Raw genomic sequence first — 16,831 nt, 5'->3', positions numbered from 1 at the left:
TTCAACAAAAATTACTATCTTTGAAATGGACAAAAAAGTCCTGTTAAGTTTATACATATTATATAAGTAAATTTCGATATGATGAATATAGAAGAGGCAAAACAATTAGCGAAGAACGGACAGAGGGATGAAGCTATCGCGATGCTTTTGCAAATGTTGGAGAATGGTGCGGGAGAACGTGAAACCGTGTTGTTGGAGTTGGGGGTGGTGTATTATGCCAAGGGGGATACCACTCAAGCGTTGAATCATTTTAATGAAGTCGTGCGGATAAACCCGGAAAACACGAAGGCGAAGACCTATCTGGATATGATTAACGGCATCTTGAATTATTATTGCAAGGATTTGCTGAATCCTTGAGTTAGCGAGGGATAAATATTCTGGGGGTAAGGTCATGCTATGCTATAGATAGGGATGTCCTATGATTTTATCCGGTTTTTGGGTGGCTTATAGGCGGCTTTTGGGCGGCATCGCCTACACTTCGCCCACAGTTTGCCCACTTATCGCCCACGTTTTTGCATAAAAAAGGTATTTTTAACGCGGGTGGCATGCCGATTGTCTCGTGATGAGTTCCGGTTGCTGAAAAGCAGGTGGGGTGCTTTGCTGTTGGTCAATGGGAGTTTTACCCTTGTTCATGGTATTGTGCTCAAGGGAAGGGAATGATTATTTCTTTGTGTACGAGAAAAAAATAGGCTGCAAGGGTTTTATATCTTAATTAATTGATATATCTTTGCAACCAGTTTTTTGAATTGTTAAATATAAACTTCAATCCGCTTGAAAGGGGGTGGTCAATTATTATCGAGAGATTAAAAAGAATACATATTATTTAGTGGAGAACAGCACGATAAAGTGTTGTCGAATTTTGTGTTATATAAAAAATATTCATTTTAAATACTAGAAAATCATGATAATTGTACCATTAAAAGAAGGTGAAAACATCGAGAGAGCGTTGAAGAAATTTAAAAGAAAATTCGAGAAAACCGGTGTTATTAAAGAACTGAGAGATCGTCAAGCTTTCACGAAACCGTCTGTAAGAAACAGAGTGGCTCGTATGAAGGCTGCCTATCGTCAATCTTTGCAACAAGCTGAAGATTAAAAAATCGAATTCTTCCTTTGTTTTTCCAAACAAAAGGCGTAACTTGCTTACGACTTATTATTTATAAAAAATGACACAGATCGGACTATTTTTGAAATACTTGGAAGACGTGAAGCGTTACTCCGCTCATACGGTGGTCGCTTACAAGACGGATTTGCGTCAGTTTTACGATTTTTGTGGAATGGACGAGGAAGACGAGGATTTTTCCCGAATGACGACCAAGCTCGTGAGGGAGTGGGTCGTGGCGGAAATGAGAGGAGCCTTGAGGAACAAAGGGGGGAAACAAAAGTTGCATCCGGCTTCCGGTAAGCGTAAGTTGAGCAGTGTTAAAGCGTTTTTCCGATTCCTCGTGAAAGAAGGGGTGATGGAGGTGAATCCGGCCGAAGATATTTCGGGGCCGAAGTTGCCGAAAAGATTGCCTGTTTTCGTGAACGAGCAGGATATGGAGATCACGCTGGATGATGCGGAGAAAGAGGAAGGCTTTCATGGGTTGAGAGATTTTCTGATTTTGCTGATGGCTTACGACACGGGCATGAGGCGTTCTGAAATTGTCGGATTACGGCTGGTTGATGTTGATTTGTCGCGGCATTGTATACGTGTCCACGGTAAGGGCGGAAAACAGCGGGAAGTCCCGATCTTGAGAGAACTGGAGGAGGATATTGCTTGTTATATCAAGGGGCGTGCCGAAGTCGTGGGACGTGAACACGGGATGTTCTTCGTGACCGATAAAGGTAAGCCGATCTACCCGCAATTCGTTTACCGTTTGGTGGTGGCGGCGTTGGCAGAACATACTTCATTGTCAAAGCGCAGTCCGCACGTGTTGAGGCATTCGTTTGCCACTCACTTGCTGGATCGGGGGGCGTCAATCCAAGGTATCAAGGAATTGTTGGGGCACTCCAGTCTGGCAGCCACTCAGGTTTACACGCATAATTCGGTAGAGAAAATGTTGGAGATTTTTAAACAAGCTCACCCGCGAGCATAAATTATAGGAGGAAACGATATGGAAATTAGAATTAATCCTGTAGGTTTTTCAGTTAATCCGGTGTTGGAAGAGTTTATAAACAAGAAATTCTCGAGGCTGGAAAAGTACCACGACGGTATTATGGGAGTTGACGTTACCTTGAAATTGGAAAAGGATGATCAACTCGAGAATAAACTGACCGAGGTACATGTAGATATAAAAGGGCAGGAAGTATTTGCCAAAAAGAACGCGAAAACTTTCGAGGAGACTGTCGATGAGTTGTATGATGTGCTCAAGAGACAATTAGTTAAGGCGAAAGAAAAAAGAGAAAATTGAGAAAAATGATCTCATTTATTGTGAGATATGATTTTTAATTTGTACATTTGCAAGCCAAATTAAATGGGAGATCTCGCCTTTTCTGTTCAAGGAGTGGATAGACAGCGAGTTACTTGCATGAATATAGAGTTATTGTGATAAATTGTTTAATAATAAAATTGTTTTAGAGTTATGGCTAAAGAACATTTTGACAGGTCCAAACCACACGTAAATATTGGTACTATCGGTCACGTTGACCACGGTAAAACTACTTTGACGGCTGCTATCACTACGGTATTAGCAAAAAAAGGTCTTTCTGAATTACGTTCATTCGATTCTATCGATAACGCTCCGGAGGAAAAAGAAAGAGGTATCACCATTAATACTTCTCACGTAGAATACCAGACTGCCAACCGTCACTATGCACACGTTGACTGTCCGGGACACGCCGACTATGTGAAGAACATGGTAACTGGTGCTGCTCAGATGGACGGTGCTATCTTGGTTTGCGCCGCTACCGATGGTCCGATGCCTCAGACGCGTGAGCACATTCTTTTGGCTCGTCAGGTAAACGTTCCGAGAATCGTTGTATTCTTGAACAAAGTGGATATGGTTGACGACCCGGAAATGTTGGAATTGGTTGAGATGGAAGTTCGCGAGTTGTTGTCTTTCTATCAATATGATGGTGACAATACCCCGGTGATCTTGGGTTCTGCTCTTGGAGCGTTGAATGGAGAAGCTAAATGGGAAGAGAAAGTAATGGAGTTGATGGATGCTGTTGACAACTGGATCGAGTTGCCGCAACGTGCCGTTGATAAAGCTTTCTTGATGCCTGTTGAGGACGTGTTCTCTATCACTGGTCGTGGAACTGTTGCTACCGGTCGTATTGAAACTGGTATCGTTCACACTGGTGATGAATTGGAAATCATCGGTTTGGGTGCTGACGGTAAGAAAACCGTATGTACCGGGGTTGAGATGTTCCGTAAGATTCTTGATGAAGGTCAGGCTGGTGACAACGTTGGTTTGTTGCTTCGCGGTATCGATAAAGACGAGATCAAACGTGGTATGGTGTTGGCAAAACCGGGTTCAGTTAAACCGCACGATAAATTCAAAGCTGAGGTTTATATCTTGAAGAAAGAAGAAGGTGGTCGTCACACTCCGTTCCATAATAGATACAGACCGCAGTTCTATATCCGTACCTTGGACGTTACCGGTGAAATCACTCTTCCGGAAGGACGCGAGATGGTAATGCCCGGTGATAACTTGACCATCGAGGTTAATTTGATCACTCCGGTAGCTTGTAACGTAGGTTTGCGTTTTGCTATCCGTGAAGGTGGTAGAACCGTTGGTGCTGGTCAGATCACTGAGATCTTAGACTAATAAGATTTTAGATTTACGATTTTAGATTGATGATTTAATCTGAAATTACTAAATCATAAATCCAAAATAAATGAGTCGGCTTCGTGCCGACTCACACACGGGAGTGGCTCAGTTGGTAGAGCATCGGTCTCCAAAACCGAGGGTCGGGAGTTCGAACCTCTCCTCCCGTGCAACTAAATTAAAGAACAAATGAAAGTTAAGAGTTATATATCAGATGTTTATAATGAGCTGGTGAATAAAGTAACTTGGCCTACGTGGTCTGAGCTCCAAAGTAGTGCGACGATCGTGATGATAGCTTCCGTCATCATAGCGCTTTGCATATTCGCGATGGATTTCTCGTTCAGACATATCGTGACCGGTATATATAATTTGTTTTACTAATAATCTTGGAGGTCTAACATGGCTGAAATACAGAAAAGATGGTATGTGCTTCGAACCATTGGAGGTAAAGAGAAGAAGGTAAAGGAGTACATCGAGAATGAAATCGCCAGTTTAGGGCTTCAGGAATATGTTTCTCAGGTTTTGGTGCCTGCCGAGAAGGTGTATCAAGTGCGTAACGGGAAAAAGTATAGCAGTGAGCGAAACCTTTACCCGGGTTACGTGTTGATTGAAGCCGCGCTCGTTGGAGAAATCCCTCACATGCTTCGTGACATCACGAACGTGATAGGCTTCCTGGGGGAAACCAAAGGAGGAGATCCAGTGCCGATGCGTCAAGCGGAGGTGAACCGGATACTCGGTACGGTGGATGAACTCGCGGAACAACCAGAAGAAATAAGTATTCCTTATTTCGTTGGCGAGTCGGTTAAAGTGACTGACGGACCGTTTAATGGTTTTACCGGCGTGATAGAGGAGGTGAATTCCGACAAGAAACGCTTGAAAGTAATTGTCAAGATTTTCGGACGGAAAACGCCACTTGAATTGAGTTTCATGCAGGTAGAAAAAGAATAACAATTATTTGATTAAAAACAATCATGGCAAAACAAGTTGAAGCTATTATCAAGCTGCAAATTAAAGCCGGAGCTGCAAACCCGTCCCCTCCAGTAGGACCGGCGTTAGGTTCTAAGGGAGTCAACATCATGGACTTCTGTAAGCAATTCAACGCTAGAACTCAGGAGATGGCAGGCAAAATCATCCCGGTAATTATACAGGTGTATGGTGATAAGTCGTTTGATTTTATTACAAAACAACCTCCTGTTGCTATTCAACTTTTGGAAGTTGCTAAACTTAAATCCGGATCCGCGGAGCCCAATCGCAAGAAAGTGGCTTCTATCACTTGGGAACAGGTGAGAGCTATTGCCACGGACAAGATGAAAGATTTGAACGCTTTCGAGATTGAAAAAGCAATGAGTATGGTAGCTGGTACCGCCAGAAGTATGGGTATTACCGTAACCGGTGACAGACCTTTTTAATGAACTTGTAACACTTCAAACGTAATGAGTAAACTGACAAAAAATAAAAAGTTAGCTTTAGCGAAGATCGAAGGTGGAAAGGTATACTCTATCGACGAGGCCGCACAGCTTGTGAAAGAAGTAACTTTCACGAAGTTTGAGGCGTCAGTTGACATGGACGTTCGACTGGGTGTAGACCCGCGTAAGGCCAATCAAATGGTGCGCGGTGTATGTACTTTACCTCACGGTACCGGAAAGCAAGTAAGAGTTTTGGTTTTGTGTACTCCTGACAAGGAGGAAGAAGCTAAAGCAGCCGGGGCCGATTACGTGGGCTTGGACGATTATATCGAGAAATTGAAAGGCGGCTGGACCGACATCGATATTATCATCACGATGCCTTCTGTAATGGGTAAGGTAGGTGCTCTTGGTAGAATTTTGGGTCCTCGTGGATTGATGCCTAACCCGAAGAGTGGTACGGTAACCCCGGAAATCGGGAAAGCTGTTACTGAGGTTAAAGCAGGTAAGATCGACTTTAAAGTTGACAAATTCGGTATCATTCACGCTTCTATTGGTAAAGTAACGTTCGAGCCGGAGAAGATTATGGAGAACGCGAGAGAATTCTTGAACGTGATCAATAAACTGAAACCGACTGCAGCGAAAGGTACTTACATCAAGAGCGTGTATCTGTCAAGTACGATGAGTCCCGGTATTCAAGTAGAACCAAAGACTTTACTTGATTAATGTAGTAATCTAAAAAGGACTTCAGTAGTATGAAAAAAGAAGATAAAAAAGTCGTAATAGAGACCTTAACCGAACAAGTGAATACTTACAAGCACTTGTATGTTAGTGATATTTCAGGACTTGACGCTGTGGATACACAAGCTTTGCGTCGGGCTTGTTTCAACGCTAACATCAAGTTGGTGCAAGTAAAGAATACCTTGTTGAGAAAGGCTTTGGAAAACGCTAACAACAATTACGAGGAGCTTTTCTCCGTGTTGAAGGGAGATAGCGCTATCATGTTGAGCGATACCGGAAATGGTCCTGCCAAACTGATTAAAGAGTTCCGTCAGACCAAAGACAAACCGGTATTCAAAGGAGCTTTCGTTGAGGAATGTACTTACGTTGGTGAAGACCAACTTGAGGCATTGATCAGTATTAAGTCTAAGGAAGAGTTGATTGCGGACGTTATCGCGATGTTGCAATCACCGATGCAGAATGTTATTTCCGCGTTGCAATCCGGACAAAATACGATCGCTGGTGTTGTTAAAACACTTTCTGAAAAAGAATAATTTTTATAGTTTAGTAAACAAACAATTTTAAATAGAATAGAAATGGCAGATTTGAAACAACTTGCAGAAGAGTTAGTAAACCTTACCGTAAAAGACGTAAAAGAATTAGCTGACATTTTAAAAGAAGAGTACGGAATTGAACCTGCAGCTGCTGCTGTAGCTGTTGCTGCTCCTGCAGCTGGTGGCGCTGCTGCCGCTGCTGCTGAACAAACTGAATTCGATGTTATTTTGAAATCAGCAGGTGCCGCTAAATTAGCCGTAGTTAAGTTGGTTAAAGAATTGACCGGTCTTGGTTTGAAAGAAGCTAAGGAAATCGTTGACAAGGCTCCGGCTCCATTGAAAGAAAAAGTTTCTAAAGAAGAAGCTAATTCATTGAAAACTCAATTAGAAGAGGCAGGAGCTGAAGTTGAACTTAAATAAGGTATAAAACCGGTAGGTTTTTAGGTTTAGAGTCTCATGTGGACTCTAAACCATTTTGTTGTTATGATTGTTTAGGTTCAAAAAAAATAATAGATGTCTTCATATAATTCAAACAATAGAATAAGCTTTGCATCGATAAAAAATCAGCTGGAATACCCTGATTTTCTTGAGGTGCAGTTGAAGTCTTTCAAGGACTTTTTTCAATTAGGTACCACGCCTGAGAACAGAAAGAATGAAGGCCTTTACACGGTTTTCAAGGAAAATTTTCCTATAACTGATACACGGAACAACTTTGTTTTGGAATTTTTGGACTATTTTATAGATCCGCCCCGCTACACGATCGAGGAGTGTTTGAGTCAGGGATTGACTTTCGGCGCACCCTTGAAAGCGAAGTTAAAGTTGTACTGTACAGACCCGGAACATGAAGATTTTGATACCGTTATCGAGGATGTATATTTAGGAAATGTTCCTTACATGACTCCGAAGGGTACTTTCGTGATCAATGGAGCAGAGCGAGTGGTAGTTTCTCAGTTACACAGGTCTCCCGGCGTTTTCTTCGGGCAAAGTATCCACGCGAATGGTACGAAGCTTTATTCCGCGAGAATTATTCCGTTCAAGGGTTCATGGATCGAGTTCGCCACGGACATCAATAACGTGATGTACGCGTATATCGACCGGAAGAAAAAATTGCCCGTGACAACTCTTTTGAGAGCGATCGGGTTTGAAACGGATAAGGATATCCTCGAGATATTCGGTCTTGCAGATGAAGTCAATGTTTCCCGTACGGGGTTGAAGAAAGTCGTTGGCAGACGTTTGGCTGCTCGTGTTTTGAAATCTTGGATTGAAGATTTCGTTGATGAAGATACCGGTGAGGTCGTTTCTATCGAGCGTAACGAGATTATCGTTGATCGTGAAACGGTACTGGAGCCTGAGCATATTGATGCAATTGTCGAATCCGGCGCGAAAACGATCCTTCTTCACAAGGAAATGCAAAACTTGGCTGATTATGCTATTATATATAACACGCTGCAAAAGGATCCCTGTAATTCAGAGAAAGAAGCGGTGTTGCATATTTACAGGCAATTGCGTAGTTCGGAGCCGCCAGATGAGGCTACTGCACGCGATGTGATTGATAAGTTGTTCTTCTCGGACAAACGTTACGATTTGGGTGACGTGGGACGTTACAAGTTGAACAAGAAGTTGAATCTTGCGACAGACCCGGATATCCGTGTGCTGACGAAAGAGGATATTATCGAGATCATCAAATATTTGATCCGTTTGTTGAACGCCAAGACGGACGTGGACGATATCGACCACTTGAGCAACCGCCGCGTACGTACGGTTGGCGAACAATTATATAATCAATTCGGAGTAGGGTTGGCCCGTATGGCACGTACGATTCGCGAGAGAATGAACGTGCGCGACAACGAGGTGTTTACCCCGGTTGACTTGATTAATTCGAAGATTTTGTCTTCGGTAATTAACTCGTTCTTCGGAACGAACGCGTTGTCCCAGTTCATGGATCAAACGAATCCGCTGGCTGAGATAACCCACAAAAGACGTATGTCCGCATTGGGACCCGGTGGTCTTTCGAGAGATCGTGCCGGATTCGAGGTGCGTGACGTGCATTACACTCACTATGGTCGTTTGTGTCCGATCGAAACGCCCGAGGGACCGAATATCGGTTTGATTTCATCTCTTTGCGTGTATGCGAAGATCAATGACCTTGGCTTTATCGAAACTCCCTATCGTAAGGTGAATAACGGAGTGGTGGATTTATCTGAAGAAGGAGTGAGATATTATTCGGCAGAGGAGGAAGAAGAAAAGGTAATCGCTCAAGCTAGTTCCCCCATTGATGAAGAGGGAAAGTTTATCAATAAGCGGGTAAAAGCCAGACAAGATGCCGACTTCCCGTTGGCAGCGGGTGAAGAGGTGGACATGATTGATGTTGCCCCGAACCAGATTGCTTCTATCGCTGCCTCTTTGATTCCGTTCTTGGAGCATGATGATGCTAACCGCGCATTGATGGGATCTAACATGATGCGTCAGGCAGTTCCGATTATTTCTCCGGAGTCCCCGATCGTGGGTACCGGTTTGGAAGCTAACTTGATCAAGGATTCCAGAACACAGATTGTTGCTGAAGGTCCGGGTGTGGTTAGTTTCGTGGACGGGCGCAAGATCGTGATCAAGTATGACCGCACGGAAGAAGAGGCTTTTGTAAGTTTCGAGCCGGATACGAAAGAGTATTATTTACCGAAATATCAACGTACTAACCAAAGTACGACAATCACGTTGAAGCCGATCGTGAGAAAAGGCGAGCGTGTAGAAGAAGGACAGATTCTGACGGAAGGTTATTCTTCCCAGAAGGGTGAGTTGGCTCTCGGGCGTAACCTGAAAGTGGCATTCATGCCTTGGAAGGGGTACAACTACGAGGATGCTATCGTGATCTCCGAAAATATTGTTCGGAATGACGTGTTCACTTCTGTTCACGTGGACGAGTATTCTTTGGAAGTGCGTGAAACGAAACGCGGTCTTGAGGAGTTGACGGCCGATATCCCGAACGTGAGTGAAGAGGCAACGAAAGATCTGGATGAAAACGGAATCATTCGTGTCGGAGCTCGTGTACAGCCGGGAGATATCTTGATCGGTAAGATTACCCCGAAAGGAGAGTCTGACCCGAGTCCGGAAGAAAAGTTGTTGAGAGCCATCTTCGGTGACAAAGCCGGTGACGTGAAAGATGCTTCTTTGAAGGCTTCCCCGTCTTTGAAGGGTGTGATTATCGACAAGAAGCTGTTCCAACGCACGATCAGCGACCGCAAGACTAAAGCTGCCGGAAAGAATATACTGGCAGAGTTAGACGAGCAGTTCCAACGTAAAGTAGGTGATCTTACTTCTCTGTTGATCGATAAGTTGTTCGAACTGGTGAACGGTAAGACTTCACAAGGCGTGAAGAATTATTTGAACGAGGATATTGTTCCGAAAGGCGTGAAGTTCTCGTACAAGATGTTGCAGAATATGGATTTCTTGCAGATCAACCCGAACAAGTGGACGACAGACAAGCAGAAGAATGATATGATCCGCGACTTGTTGCATAACTATATCATCAAGTACAAAGAGATAGAGGGACAGATCAAACGTAAGAAATACAACGCTACTGTCGGGGACGAACTTCCCACGGGTATCATCAAGATGGCGAAAGTTTACGTGGCTAAAAAGCGTAAATTACAAATCGGTGATAAGATGGCAGGACGTCACGGTAACAAGGGTATTGTATCCCGCGTGGTAAGGGTGGAAGATATGCCGTTCTTGGCTGACGGTACTCCGGTTGATATTTGTTTGAACCCGTTGGGTGTGCCTTCCCGTATGAACTTGGGACAGGTATTCGAAACCGTATTGGGTTGGGCAGGTAAGAACTTGGGAGTGAAGTTTGCTACCCCTATTTTCGATGGTGCAACTCTTGAAGATATCAATAAGTACACGGACGAAGCCGGTGTACCCAGATTCGGTACCACGTACTTGTATGACGGGGGAACGGGAGAACGTTTCGACCAGCCGGCAACCGTGGGTGTGATCTACATGTTGAAGTTGGGGCACATGGTTGATGATAAGATGCATGCTCGTTCTATCGGTCCGTACTCGTTGATTACTCAACAACCTCTTGGAGGTAAGGCTCAGTTCGGAGGTCAGCGTTTCGGAGAGATGGAGGTTTGGGCACTCGAGGCATTCGGTGCATCACATATCCTTCAAGAAATCCTGACAGTGAAGTCGGATGACGTGATGGGAAGAACGAAGACTTACGAGCATATCGTGAAAGGGGAACCTCTGCCGAATCCCGGGATTCCGGAGTCTTTCAACGTGTTGTTGCATGAGCTTCGCGGGTTAGGATTGAGCGTAAACCTAATATAATGGAAAATTGAAAATGGAAAATTGAAAATGGGGAAAGAAAGTCTATTAATTTTCAATTCTCAATTTTCAATTTTCAATTAACAAATAAAATATGGCCTTCAGAAAAGACAATAAAGTAAAGAGTTTTACTAAGATAGCGATTGGGTTGGCTTCGCCGGAAGAGATTCTGGAACGATCCAGTGGCGCTGTACTAAAACCGGAGACGATTAACTATCGTACTTACAAGCCTGAACGTGACGGTTTGTTCTGCGAGCGTATTTTCGGACCGGTGAAGGATTACGAATGTCATTGCGGTAAGTACAAACGTATTCGTTATAAAGGGATCGTTTGTGACCGTTGTGGTGTCGAGGTGACGGAGAAGAAGGTAAGACGTGAGCGCATGGGGCACATTCAATTGGTGGTTCCGGTGGCTCATATCTGGTATTTCAAATCATTACCGAATAAAATCGGTTACTTGTTAGGTTTGCCTTCCAAGAAACTGGATACCGTGATCTATTACGAGAGATACGTGGTGGTGAACCCGGGTATCATGGGTGATACCGGTATCAAAACAATGGACTTTTTGACGGAGGAGGAATATCTGGATATTCTGGATAAGCTTCCGACGGATAATCAATATCTGGATGATGATGATCCGAATAAATTCATTGCTAAGATGGGTGCCGAGGCGATCTCCATGTTGTTGGAGCGTCTGGATTTGGATGATTTGTCCTATGATTTGAGAAATAAAGCGAATACGGAGACTTCTCAACAGAGAAAGAACGAAGCTTTGAAACGTTTGCAGGTTGTAGAGGCTTTCCGCGAGAGTAAAGAGATTAATAAACCGGAATGGATGATCGTGAAGGTGTTGTCTGTGATACCGCCCGAGTTGCGTCCGCTGGTTCCGTTGGACGGTGGTCGTTTTGCGACTTCCGATTTGAACGATTTGTACAGACGGGTAATCATCCGTAACAATCGTTTGAAGAGATTGATCGAGATCAAGGCTCCGGATGTGATCTTACGTAATGAAAAACGTATGTTACAGGAGGCCGTGGATTCATTGTTCGATAACTCTCGTAAGTCTAACGCTGTAAAGATCGAGAATAACAGACCGTTGAAATCTTTGTCCGACAGTTTGAAAGGTAAACAAGGACGTTTCCGTCAGAATTTGTTGGGTAAGCGTGTTGACTATTCCGCACGTTCGGTAATTGTCGTTGGACCGGACTTGAAGATGCACGAATGCGGTCTTCCGAAAGATATGGCTGCCGAATTGTACATGCCGTTTATTATCCGTAAGTTGATCGAGCGCGGTATCGTGAAGACGGTGAAGAGTGCGAAAAAGATTGTGGATCGTCGTGACCCGATTGTTTGGGATATTCTGGAAAATGTGTTGAGAGGGCATCCGGTTTTGTTGAACCGTGCGCCGACTTTGCACCGCTTGGGTATTCAGGCTTTCCAGCCGAAATTGATCGAGGGTAAGGCTATCCGTTTGCATCCTTTGGCTTGTACTGGATTTAATGCCGACTTTGACGGTGACCAGATGGCTGTGCACTTGCCGTTAGGTAACGAGGCTGTTCTGGAAGCGCAGATTTTGATGTTGTGTTCGCATAACATCTTGAATCCGGCTAACGGTGCGCCTATCACGGTACCTTCTCAAGATATGGTACTCGGTTTGTACTATATCACGAAACCGAGAAAAGGCGTGAAGGGTGAAGGTTTGAAGTTCTATGCTCCCGAGGAAGTGATTATCGCTTTCAACGAGCGGGCTGTGGATTTGCATGCCGAGATTGAAGTGAAAATTGATGATGTAGATAATGAAGGAAACGCGATCAACCACATGATTAAGACTACTGTCGGTCGTGTGATATTGAATCAGTTTACCCCGAAGAATTATCCGTATATTAATACCTTGATCACGAAGAAAGCTTTGCGTGACATCATCGGTGACGTGTTCAAACGTTGCGGGGTGGATGTGACCGCCAAGTTCTTGGATGATATCAAAGACTTGGGGTACCGTAAGGCGTTCGAGGGTGGTTTGTCATTCAACTTGGGTGACGTTATCGTGCCGGAGAACAAGCAAGATTTGTTGCAGGAGGGATACGATCAAGTGGAAGAGGTGATGATGAACTATAACATGGGATTCATTACCAATAATGAAAGATATAACCAGATTATTGATATTTGGACACACGTGAACGCTAACTTGACTTCAACTTTGATGAAGCAGTTGGCATCTGACGACCAGGGATTCAATTCTATCTACATGATGTTGGATTCCGGAGCCCGTGGATCTCGCGAGCAGATTCGTCAGTTGGGTGGTATGCGTGGATTGATGGCGAAACCCCAAAAATCCGGAGCTACCGGTGGTCAGATTATCGAGAACCCGATTTTGGCGAACTTTAAGGAAGGGCTTTCGGTGTTGGAGTACTTCATTTCAACCCACGGTGCTCGTAAAGGTTTGGCGGATACGGCATTGAAGACGGCAGACGCCGGATACCTGACTCGTCGTTTGGTTGACGTGGCAAATGACATCACGATTACCGAGGAAGACTGCGGTACGTTGAGAGGGGTTACCATTTCGGCTATCAAGAATAACGAGGAGATCGTATCTTCTTTGTCCGAGAGAATATTGGGACGCGTGTCCGTGCATGATATTTATCACCCGAATACCGGTGAATTGATCGTGGCATCGGGTGACGAGATCACGGAAGTGATTGCCGATATTATTGAAAAATCACCGATCGAGCGGGTTGAAGTACGTTCCGTACTGACTTGTGAGGCGAAGAAAGGAGTTTGTGCTAAATGTTATGGACGTAACCTTGCTACCAGCCGTATGGTTGAGAAAGGTGAGGCTGTCGGAGTTATTGCAGCACAGTCTATTGGTGAGCCGGGTACCCAGTTGACATTGAGAACTTTCCACGTGGGAGGTACTGCCGGAAATATTTCCAGCGAGAACTCGTTGAAAGCGAAATATGACGGTTATGTCGAGTATGAGGAATTGCGTTCTGTCGAGCATGTGTTGGATAACGGAACGACTTGTGACGTTGTTGTCGGACGTTTGACGGAGTTGCGCATTCTGGATAAAAACACGAATATTATATTGATTTCTCACGCTATTCCTTATGGGGCTAAATTGTTCGTGAAGGATGGTGATGAAGTAAATAAAGGTGAGTTGCTTTGTGAATGGGACCCGTTCAATGCGTTGATCATTACTGAATTTGCCGGAACTGTCGGGTTGGAGAACTTGATTGAGGGTGAAACCTACAAGGAAGAATCTGACGAAACGACCGGATTTAGAGAGATGATTATCATCGAGTTCCGTGACAAGATGAAAGCTCCCGCTTTGCGTATCAATGATGCGGAAGGAAATATGATCAAGAGTTACAACTTGCCGGTAGGCGCTCACATCGTTGTAAAAGAAGGTGCAGAGGTAACGGCAGGTAGTACGATCGCGAAGATTCCGAGGGCTGTTGGTAAGGCAGGCGATATCACGGGAGGTCTTCCTCGTGTTACCGAGTTGTTTGAAGCTCGTAACCCGTCGAACCCTGCGGTTGTATCGGAAATTGACGGGGAGGTAACTTATGGTAAGATCAAGCGTGGTAACCGCGAGATCATCGTAACTTCTAAAGCCGGTGAGGTGAAGAAGTATCTGGTATCTCTGTCAAAACAGATATTGGTTCAGGAGAACGATTATGTACGTGCCGGAACCCCGTTGTCTGACGGTGCGATTACCCCGACTGATATCCTGAATATTGAGGGACCGATCAAAGTACAGGAATATATCGTGAACGAGGTACAGGATGTGTATCGTATGCAGGGTGTGAAGATTAACGATAAGCACTTCGAGATTATCGTACACCAAATGATGCGTAAGGTATTGATTCAAGATGCCGGAGACACGAGATTCTTGGAAAACCAAATCGTTGATAAAGGTGAGTTCATGGAAGAAAACGATTCAATCTACGGTAAGAAAGTTGTACTGGATGCCGGAGATTCGGATCGGGTGAAACCGGGACAAATTATCACGGTACGTATGTTGAGAGATATTAACTCTCAATTGAAACGTCGTGACTTGAAGGTGATTGAGGCTAGGGATGCGGTGCCCGCAACTTCGGCACAGGTATTACAAGGAATTACCCGCGCTGCATTGCAGACGGCAAGCTTTATCTCTGCTGCTTCATTCCAAGAGACCACGAAGGTGTTGAACGAAGCTGCAATTTACGGTAAGGTCGATCCTCTGGAAGGATTGAAAGAGAACGTGATTTGCGGTCACTTGATACCGGTGGGAACAGGTATGAAAGAGTTTAGAGGTATGATCGTAGGCTCTAAGGCGGATCTCGAAAGGATGGAAAAATAACGATAAGATAGAGGCGCCGAAAGGCGCCTCTATTGTTTTATAACTATAACCGAACCATTATGGAAGAGAAAAAACAACAACTTGATATCGAATTAAGTCACGAGGTGGCACAAGGGACTTATGCTAATCTGGCTATAATTTCCCATTCCTCGTCGGAGTTTATCGTGGATTTTATTCGTATTATGCCGGGTGTGCCGAAGGCTGACGTGAAGAGTCGTATCATACTGACCCCGGAACATGCCAAACGTTTGATGTTGGCGTTACAAGATAACATCCGTAAATTTGAAATGAATTTCGGTAAAATTAACTTGCCCGAAGGTGGTGGTCCCGGAACCCCGATGTTCCCGTTGGATTTGGGAACGAAGGGACAGGCTTAGTAATTTACGATTTCAGATTTCCACAAGCACAGATTTGTGCGACTGGAATCATAAATCTGAAATCGTAAATCTAAAATTACTAAAGCCATTTTTTCCGTTTAAAATAGAGTAGCATGATGATGGTGATAACAATCATGATACCCCATAGGATGGGGTAAGCGTAGCGGTGATTTAGTTCGGGCATGTATTGGAAGTTCATTCCGTAGATGCCGGCGATGAAAGTGAGCGGGATGAAGATGGCGGAGAAAATCGTCAATACTTTCATGACGTCGTTGATCCGGTTGCTAGTGTTGGTTTGGTAAAGATTGATCTGGTCGGATACCATGGAGTAGTAGATTTCTATGGCTTCTTGTGCTTGTAGAACCAAGTCGTCCAAGTCGTGCAGATAGGTGTACGTGCGTTCATTGATTAAGGACGAATCACAGTTCGTGAAACGAGAGGTGACTTCTTTGAAAGGACGGACGTTTTTCCGGATGTAGGATAATTCCGTTTTGTAATGATAAAGACCTTCTATTGTTTTCACATCGGATTCGAGGATTGTTTTTCCTCTTGACTCAATAGCGGCACCCAGTATTTCCAAGTTGATGATATAGCTGTCTACAATCGTATCCAGCAGCGCATAGCAAAGGTAGTCCGTGCCATAAGTGCGGATACGGGTTTTCCCGTCATAAAGGCGTTTCTTTACATCCTTGAAATAATCTGCGTCGGTTTCCTGCACTGTAATCAGATAGTGAGAGCCGACGATGAAAGAGAGTTGTTCCATGTGTACGATATCATCTTCTTTGCCTAGATAGAAAGATTTGGCAATAATGTACAGGTGGTCGGATTCATCGCTGAACCGGGGACGCTGGTCTGTGTTTAAAATGTCTTCCAGAAAAAGGGAAGATATATCGAATGCTTTTCCTATTTCGGCAATCAGGCCTGTATTCTGAAGACCGGATATGTTGATCCATGTCATGTGGTCGTTGGATACCATATTACTGATACCGTCGACTGTTTCCGGAAAGGATTCTTTGACTCCTTCCGGGGTGTATTGTATGACATGGATCGAATTTTTAGTCATTTTCTGTTTCCCGATAAAGATAAGGGAACCGGGAGCGGCTCCTTGTGATTTTGTCCGATCTTTCAGAAATCTAGCCATAATGAGTTAAATTTGTTTTTATTACGTATACAATTTTTTGGGTGTTTTTGTTCCATTTTGAAAGGGAAATTATTCGTTGGAATTTTCAACGGTAACAAGAAAGTAACAAAAAAAGGCGGAAAAATGAGCCTTGTTTAGAACTGTTTTATTTTATCTGTGTTGAAAAATATGTTTTTCAACATGCTCAAGCTTGATTGTCAATGGTATATGCCGAAAGAAAAAAAT

General features: G+C 44.1%; 15 protein-coding genes and 1 tRNA gene. 15 read left to right on the top strand and 1 reads right to left on the bottom strand.

Annotated elements, in window-relative coordinates:
* Positions 1-81 precede the first annotated feature (81 nt).
* The 15 genes from CS948_RS04630 (at position 82) to CS948_RS04560 (ending at position 15,465) form a co-directional block, all read left to right on the top strand.
* On the top strand, positions 82-357 hold the full coding sequence (locus tag CS948_RS04630) for a tol-pal system YbgF family protein (RefSeq protein ID WP_176554919.1): 276 nt from the start codon (positions 82-84) through the stop codon (positions 355-357).
* A gap of 544 nt (positions 358-901) precedes the next feature.
* On the top strand, positions 902-1,093 hold the full coding sequence (gene rpsU, locus CS948_RS04625; RefSeq protein WP_099290553.1) for a 30S ribosomal protein S21: 192 nt from the start codon (positions 902-904) through the stop codon (positions 1,091-1,093).
* A 70-nt stretch (positions 1,094-1,163) separates the two neighbouring features.
* Positions 1,164-2,075 (top strand): tyrosine-type recombinase/integrase, encoded by a 912-nt coding sequence (locus CS948_RS04620; RefSeq protein ID WP_099290552.1) that lies wholly within the window; start codon positions 1,164-1,166, stop codon positions 2,073-2,075.
* A gap of 18 nt (positions 2,076-2,093) precedes the next feature.
* Positions 2,094-2,390 carry a ribosome hibernation-promoting factor, HPF/YfiA family gene (raiA, locus tag CS948_RS04615; RefSeq protein ID WP_099290551.1) on the top strand — a complete coding sequence of 99 codons (297 nt, stop codon included), beginning with the start codon at positions 2,094-2,096 and terminating at the stop codon, positions 2,388-2,390.
* Between the two features lie 171 nt (positions 2,391-2,561).
* The gene (tuf, locus tag CS948_RS04610) at positions 2,562-3,749 is read left to right on the top strand and encodes an elongation factor Tu (protein ID WP_099290550.1); all 1,188 of its coding nucleotides are present in this window, start codon (positions 2,562-2,564) and stop codon (positions 3,747-3,749) included.
* Between the two features lie 97 nt (positions 3,750-3,846).
* Positions 3,847-3,919: transfer RNA gene (locus tag CS948_RS04605), tRNA-Trp, on the top strand.
* Between the two features lie 19 nt (positions 3,920-3,938).
* Complete coding sequence (gene secE / locus CS948_RS04600; protein WP_099290549.1) at positions 3,939-4,130, top strand: preprotein translocase subunit SecE; 192 nt, start codon at positions 3,939-3,941, stop codon at positions 4,128-4,130.
* Positions 4,131-4,148: 18 nt separating this feature from the next.
* Positions 4,149-4,697 (top strand): transcription termination/antitermination protein NusG, encoded by a 549-nt coding sequence (gene nusG / locus CS948_RS04595; RefSeq protein WP_099290548.1) that lies wholly within the window; start codon positions 4,149-4,151, stop codon positions 4,695-4,697.
* Between the two features lie 23 nt (positions 4,698-4,720).
* A complete protein-coding gene (gene rplK / locus CS948_RS04590; protein ID WP_099290547.1) occupies positions 4,721-5,158 on the top strand; it encodes a 50S ribosomal protein L11 in 438 nt (145 codons plus the stop codon).
* A gap of 24 nt (positions 5,159-5,182) precedes the next feature.
* Positions 5,183-5,878: a 50S ribosomal protein L1 gene (rplA, locus tag CS948_RS04585; protein WP_099290546.1), complete on the top strand. Its 696-nt coding sequence runs from the start codon at positions 5,183-5,185 to the stop codon at positions 5,876-5,878.
* A gap of 29 nt (positions 5,879-5,907) precedes the next feature.
* Positions 5,908-6,426, top strand: coding sequence for a 50S ribosomal protein L10 (gene rplJ / locus CS948_RS04580; protein ID WP_099290545.1), 519 nt, complete (start codon positions 5,908-5,910; stop codon positions 6,424-6,426).
* A gap of 42 nt (positions 6,427-6,468) precedes the next feature.
* Complete coding sequence (rplL, locus tag CS948_RS04575; RefSeq protein ID WP_099290544.1) at positions 6,469-6,846, top strand: 50S ribosomal protein L7/L12; 378 nt, start codon at positions 6,469-6,471, stop codon at positions 6,844-6,846.
* Positions 6,847-6,939: 93 nt separating this feature from the next.
* The gene (gene rpoB, locus CS948_RS04570; protein WP_099290543.1) at positions 6,940-10,752 is read left to right on the top strand and encodes a DNA-directed RNA polymerase subunit beta; all 3,813 of its coding nucleotides are present in this window, start codon (positions 6,940-6,942) and stop codon (positions 10,750-10,752) included.
* A gap of 91 nt (positions 10,753-10,843) precedes the next feature.
* Positions 10,844-15,088 (top strand): DNA-directed RNA polymerase subunit beta', encoded by a 4,245-nt coding sequence (rpoC, locus tag CS948_RS04565; RefSeq protein WP_099290542.1) that lies wholly within the window; start codon positions 10,844-10,846, stop codon positions 15,086-15,088.
* A gap of 59 nt (positions 15,089-15,147) precedes the next feature.
* Positions 15,148-15,465, top strand: coding sequence for a DUF3467 domain-containing protein (locus CS948_RS04560; RefSeq protein WP_099290541.1), 318 nt, complete (start codon positions 15,148-15,150; stop codon positions 15,463-15,465).
* A gap of 79 nt (positions 15,466-15,544) precedes the next feature.
* On the opposite strand, the gene corA is transcribed toward CS948_RS04560, so the two are convergent.
* The gene (gene corA, locus CS948_RS04555) at positions 15,545-16,606 is read right to left on the bottom strand and encodes a magnesium/cobalt transporter CorA (RefSeq protein ID WP_099290540.1); all 1,062 of its coding nucleotides are present in this window, start codon (positions 16,604-16,606) and stop codon (positions 15,545-15,547) included.
* Positions 16,607-16,831 lie beyond the last annotated feature (225 nt).

The sequence above is a fragment of the Butyricimonas sp. Marseille-P3923 genome (genome assembly GCF_900184685.1).
Classification (GTDB): domain Bacteria; phylum Bacteroidota; class Bacteroidia; order Bacteroidales; family Marinifilaceae; genus Butyricimonas; species Butyricimonas muris.
Note: the sequence above shows the minus strand (reverse complement) of the source record. Positions and strands in the feature narration are given on the sequence as shown.

Coding starts and splice junctions, on each gene's coding strand:
- CS948_RS04630 (WP_176554919.1), top strand. CDS start 82: ATGAATATAGAAGAGGCAAAACAATTAGCGAAGAACGGACAGAGGGAT.
- rpsU (WP_099290553.1), top strand. CDS start 902: ATGATAATTGTACCATTAAAAGAAGGTGAAAACATCGAGAGAGCGTTG.
- CS948_RS04620 (WP_099290552.1), top strand. CDS start 1,164: ATGACACAGATCGGACTATTTTTGAAATACTTGGAAGACGTGAAGCGT.
- raiA (WP_099290551.1), top strand. CDS start 2,094: ATGGAAATTAGAATTAATCCTGTAGGTTTTTCAGTTAATCCGGTGTTG.
- tuf (WP_099290550.1), top strand. CDS start 2,562: ATGGCTAAAGAACATTTTGACAGGTCCAAACCACACGTAAATATTGGT.
- secE (WP_099290549.1), top strand. CDS start 3,939: ATGAAAGTTAAGAGTTATATATCAGATGTTTATAATGAGCTGGTGAAT.
- nusG (WP_099290548.1), top strand. CDS start 4,149: ATGGCTGAAATACAGAAAAGATGGTATGTGCTTCGAACCATTGGAGGT.
- rplK (WP_099290547.1), top strand. CDS start 4,721: ATGGCAAAACAAGTTGAAGCTATTATCAAGCTGCAAATTAAAGCCGGA.
- rplA (WP_099290546.1), top strand. CDS start 5,183: ATGAGTAAACTGACAAAAAATAAAAAGTTAGCTTTAGCGAAGATCGAA.
- rplJ (WP_099290545.1), top strand. CDS start 5,908: ATGAAAAAAGAAGATAAAAAAGTCGTAATAGAGACCTTAACCGAACAA.
- rplL (WP_099290544.1), top strand. CDS start 6,469: ATGGCAGATTTGAAACAACTTGCAGAAGAGTTAGTAAACCTTACCGTA.
- rpoB (WP_099290543.1), top strand. CDS start 6,940: ATGTCTTCATATAATTCAAACAATAGAATAAGCTTTGCATCGATAAAA.
- rpoC (WP_099290542.1), top strand. CDS start 10,844: ATGGCCTTCAGAAAAGACAATAAAGTAAAGAGTTTTACTAAGATAGCG.
- CS948_RS04560 (WP_099290541.1), top strand. CDS start 15,148: ATGGAAGAGAAAAAACAACAACTTGATATCGAATTAAGTCACGAGGTG.
- corA (WP_099290540.1), bottom strand. CDS start 16,606: ATGGCTAGATTTCTGAAAGATCGGACAAAATCACAAGGAGCCGCTCCC.